The organism is Terriglobia bacterium (assembly GCA_020073185.1).
GTDB lineage: Bacteria > Acidobacteriota > Terriglobia > Terriglobales > Acidobacteriaceae > JAIQGF01.
On record JAIQFT010000120.1, the window covers coordinates 1 to 2,643 of the forward strand.

Sequence of the window (2,643 nt, forward strand, 5' to 3'; positions counted from 1 at the left end):
CCTTTCCATGCAAGAAACAAGGAATATATGGAAATAATGTGAGAAGCACGTGACACTAGGTTTCCGCGTAACACGACCCCGCGCTATGTGCGATCAGCAAGTTACGATGACTTTGAATGGCAAAGTGTCGAAGATGAGTTAGGGCGCCAGCGAGATGGAGGCGGTCGCCGAGGAGCCGTTCAATGTCGCGGTGATGGTCACGGTCTGACTGCTCGTAATGGTTCCCGCCGTGGCGGTAAACGTGGCCGTCGTGGCCGCGGCACCGACAGTCACCGTCGCGGGCACGCTCAGAAGCGATGAGTTGCTGCTGGACAGGTTTACCGTCTGGCCCCCCGTAGGCGCCGCCACGCTCAAGGTGACCGTGCAACTGGAGGTACCGCTCGAAGATAATGATGCCGGAGTACACGTCAGGGCGGACGGTATGAGGGTGGCCTTCACCGGGAACGTGACGATGTTGCTCACGTACAGGTTCTGCGCGATGGTCAACTGGGTCAGCGGGTCGGTTGGGAGACTGGTGTTTAACTGGAGATGAACCTCATATACGCCGACCATTCCCGGCGCCAGGCCCGCTGCCAGAACGTTGGCGGTCTTGCCGCCGGCCAGAGACGAGACAGTTTGCTTAGGGGTGTTGGCGGCCGATCCCTGATAGGTGACGCCCGTCAGGACGTAGGGCTGCACATCCGAAGTCAGGACGGGCAGGCCCAATCCGGTGGCGTACACGATGATGGTTTCGCCAGGCACCGCGGGTGCGTCCTTGGTCACCAGCGTGCCACCCGCGCTCGCGCAGCACAACGCCACGCCGGTGGCGCCGCCCGGCGCTGAAGGACCCTCCGCCGTGAGGATCAGCGTTGCGCCGGTGCTGACGCTCGCGCTGAACGGAATCCCTTCGCCGGCCGAGCCGGCGACTCTTGCTTGCAATACGACGCGTGTATAGGTGCTGGTCGGGTACGCCTCGACTTGGGGATCCTGCCCCAGCAGAGCCACGATCGCGTTGGCGATGGTTTGCAGGGTATCGCTGGCCTGGACCGTGTATGTGTACGTCCTGCTGTTGACGGTGATGGTCGCCACGTCGCCCGCGTTGACGGTTCCATCCACCGAAATGAGGCCGGTTGCGAATCTCGAGGAATGCAGAACGACCGCCGGCCTGGGATCAGTGAGATTGCTCGGCAGCACGAATATCCCGGGGTTGGCCGGGACCAGCGTCACCGCCTCCGGGTTCGTTGCGGTAATCGAACCGTCGGCGCGCTGAATGCGCACCCAGGCGTTGACCGCGCTGGTGTCAGTGAAGGAGAACGGAATCTGCGAGTTGATCTGGTTGGGCGAGACGTAAAGCAGGGGCCCCCGCACGCCGTTGAAGTAGACCTCGACTCCACCCAGATCGGTGGGCAAGTGCGCGCCGGCGGGAGCGGCCAGCGGCACATCGCTCAGATTGCTTCCCAGAATCGAGACCAGGGTTCCCGGGGCGATTTGGGCCGCGTCCCCGCCTCCTGCAAGATTGGCGCCGCTGGCGGTAGCCGCGATCTGCGCGTTGGTGGAAGCGCTGGCCGCCAGCGTCACGTTGTTGCCGGCGATATTGGCCGCCCGGGCAGTCAACACCAGTGCCCCGGCCGGCGCATTCGACGTCGCCAGAGCGTTCGGATCTCCGGCGCCGGCGTTGATCAGCGCGACCAGCCCGTTCACGATCGCTGTAATATCGTCGCCGCTCTGAATCGTGTACGTGTAGTCCTTGCCCTGGATCGTGACGGTGACCTTGTCACCCGAATTGATGGTGCCGGAGAACGTCACAGATCCGACCGCGTAGATGTTCAGGCTGGCCGCGTTGCGCACGGCCGTGAAATGCAGGTCCTGTTCGGCGGTCGTGAAAACCAGAATGCGCTGGCTGAAACTGTCGGCCACGAAGAGGTTGGCGCCATCCCATGCCAGAGAGAGCGGCGTATTCATCGTGTCCGCGCCAATGGACGGGTAATCGACGTTTTCGTTCGCCTGCCCGAGCACGTAATCCGCGGAGGCGCCATTGCTGGTGGGGATATTGTTGAAAACCAGCACCCGGTCGTTGCCGCCGTCCGCGACGAACAGGTGCTCGCCGTCGGACAGCGCAAAGCGCGGAAAACTCAAGGTGGCCTGGCAGAGCGTCGGATACGTGGGGTTGTTGTTGGTGTCCGTGCCGTTTGAAGTCGTGCAAAGCACCGGCGATTCCACACCGCTGGTGTTTATCGTGTAGGAATTGTTCGGCAGCGAACTGGTCATGTCCGGCTGGCCGATCACGACGTCCGCAGGCGCCTGGTTGGCGGTTGGGATCGTGTTCCAGATCAGCACCCGGTTGTAGCCCAGGTCGGTCACGAAGAGGCGCTGCCCGTCGGAGCTCACCCCTACCGGGTTCAGTGACGTTGAGCTCGGCGACGGTGCCGCCGATGCGGGCGCGCGCCGGCACGATATTGGCGCTCTCGACGGTGGCGAACACCGCCTTCTCGTCGGCCACCTGTTGCGGCGCGACCGTGAAACTCTCTTGCGCCAGCACGCGCTGGCCCAAAAGGGCGAGCACAGCCAAGGCTATCGCGGCGATACGCATGTCGATGGGTCCTTTGGGAACTTGGCGCCCAGCTTGGGTCAGTTACCTGTGGCGCGGCCGGCGTCACTTCCACA

At 63.1% G+C, this 2,643-nt stretch carries 1 protein-coding gene; it reads right to left on the reverse strand.

Features of this window, described 5'->3' with window-relative positions; all coding sequences use genetic code 11:
- Positions 1-138 precede the first annotated feature (138 nt).
- Positions 139-2,367: a hypothetical protein gene (locus LAN64_20655; GenBank protein ID MBZ5570237.1), complete on the reverse strand. Its 2,229-nt coding sequence runs from the start codon at positions 2,365-2,367 to the stop codon at positions 139-141.
- Positions 2,368-2,643: the final 276 nt, after the last annotated feature.